Raw genomic sequence first — 2,195 nt, forward strand, 5'->3', positions numbered from 1 at the left:
CCTTGCCCTGCGGGTAGACAGGCCTCCGTCGGCCACAGCTCCGCAAGCTTCGCCAGCAGCCAAAAAACAACGGGGGAGGAACCGAGAGTAGCTGGCTTAGGTTACGCCGCTCCCTCACCAATCCTCTGCAAAGGACACCAAAACCATGATTCAACAACGAACAGCCCTCATTGTCCCCGCCAACCTGAGCGAGCCGGTCCGGGTCGAATTGATCGACACCCGCCGCAGCACTTTGCAGGTCATCTTGGACGGCGACCTTGAATCCGTCACCTGCGATGACTGGCACGTGTACGTCAACACCGACGCCATGGCCCGGAACCTTCACCGGAACCTCCGCGCCACCGCCCTGCTCCACGACGTCGGGCTTGACCTTGCCGGTATCTGCCAAGGAAACGTGATCTTCCTCGGTCACGACGAACACGGCTACGAAGACCACGTCCCCGGGCATCTGATCCGGCGCGCCGAAGACCTCTTCGACACCACCCTTGTCAGCCACGAGCTCGTCTAACAACCCCGGTGGCCGGGAAACCGGCCACCACCCCCTTCCCTATCCTCTGCAAAGGACACAGAAACCATGAAAGAACTCCGCGTTTCCGGCCCCGCCGACATCCTCGGCTTCATCCCTCACGCCCTGGGCTTCGCCCCGGCCCGGTCCTTCGTCTTCATCACCGTGAGCCGGGGCAGACTCGGCGCAACCCTGCGGATCGACGCCCCCGCCCCGGCGACGGCACCACTGGACTATGCCCAAAGGGTCGCGACGTACCTCGCAGCGGACGAGAACGCCACCGGCGTCCTCCTCGCCGTCTACACGGACACTGAAACCGCCTCGAATGACGGCCCGTTCCACGCCCACGTCGAGGCCATTATTGGCGAGCTTGAGCTGGCGGGCATGCCTCTGCGCGATGCATGGATCATCACGCCCGCACATTGGCGGAACCTGCTCTGCGACGGTGATTGCGGGGAGTGCGAACCCCAGCCGCTGGAGACGATCACGGACAGCCACGTCAACGCCGCGATGGTCTTTGAAGGCAGCAACTACCAGACCCCGGCCCCGGAGTTTGCTCCGTTCACCGGCGCGCCCGGCACCGAGGATAGGATCCTCGCCGCCGTTCCCTCCGGCACGGAGCAGAGCGTCGCCGCGGCCCGCGCCCTCTGGTGCCGTGCGCTGGAGGGCAGCGAAATCCCGGATGAGGCAACGGCGCTGACACTCGTTGCCAACTTCCAGCACGTCTTTGTCCGGGACATGCTGGCCTGCGACATCGTCAGCGATGGAACCGCGAGCCCCGGCGATGTCATCCTCGGCACCGGGGGCATCGCCCCGGACTGGAACCGGGTGGCCAAGGCCGAGAAGATCATGCGGGAACTGGTCGATGCCGCGCCCGTCGGGTACCGGGCGCCCCTTCAAACCCTGATCGGCTGGATCCACTTCTACCGGGGAACCGCCAGCGCCGCCACGCAGTACTACGAGCTGGCCCTTGAAGACACGCCTGGGTACCGGCTGGCCGAGCTCCTCTCCGAAGTGGCGCGGCGCGGGGCCGTGGCGGGCGTGGCCCAGAACCCGGCCACAGCCTACCGTCGCAAGAGATAGGGCACAGGCGGGGCGGAGGACCGGACAGGCTCCCCGCCCCACACCCGGGCCGGCGGCCTCCCCCGCTTCGCTCCGCCGGCCGCCGGCAGCGCTCACGCGGGCGCAGCCACACCACCCCGAACGCCCAGGGACGGACCGGCTACAGTGAAAGGGACACCCTTGTCCCAGCCACCCAGGAGCCGACACCATGGGCGAAGACTTCACCATGACTACCGACGACTTCCCGGCCGAGCACGCCAGTGCCGTCGAAGACATCCTGGAACTGTCCCTGCTCACAGCCGGGGAACCCGGGGCCGTCACCGACATTTCCTGGGACGAACACCCGAACGAGCACTGACTTACCCGCAGCGACGACGCTGCGGCACAGATTTTCTTTTGCAGAGGAAAAACCTTGAGGGGCCGGCCACTAGCCGGTCCCTCAAGGTTTAACCTGGTTTCCGCTTCGCTGCAACCAGGTGATCGGGCGTCCGCTTCGCGGCCGGCTGTGGGGTCCAGGGCGCGCGCCGTCGCAGAGCTCCGGACCCCCTGAACCTTGGTGTCTACGACGTTTTTTGGCTGCTGTCCTTCGGATTGTACGTGTCCGCTCCACCCCGTCTAGCCCCTCCGT

3 protein-coding genes are annotated in these 2,195 nt (G+C 66.1%); all 3 read left to right on the forward strand.

Annotation, left to right across the window (positions count from 1 at the left end):
* Positions 1-145 precede the first annotated feature (145 nt).
* The 3 genes from AC1DJB_RS23545 (at position 146) to AC1DJB_RS23555 (ending at position 1,925) form a co-directional block, all read left to right on the forward strand.
* On the forward strand, positions 146-508 hold the full coding sequence (locus AC1DJB_RS23545) for a DUF3846 domain-containing protein (RefSeq protein ID WP_476910972.1): 363 nt from the start codon (positions 146-148) through the stop codon (positions 506-508).
* A 66-nt stretch (positions 509-574) separates the two neighbouring features.
* Positions 575-1,588 (forward strand): DUF4192 domain-containing protein, encoded by a 1,014-nt coding sequence (locus tag AC1DJB_RS23550; RefSeq protein WP_476910973.1) that lies wholly within the window; start codon positions 575-577, stop codon positions 1,586-1,588.
* Positions 1,589-1,775: 187 nt separating this feature from the next.
* Positions 1,776-1,925: a hypothetical protein gene (locus AC1DJB_RS23555; protein WP_476910974.1), complete on the forward strand. Its 150-nt coding sequence runs from the start codon at positions 1,776-1,778 to the stop codon at positions 1,923-1,925.
* The last annotated feature ends 270 nt before the right edge of the window (positions 1,926-2,195 follow it).

Source organism: Arthrobacter sp. 01T428 (assembly GCF_056398685.1).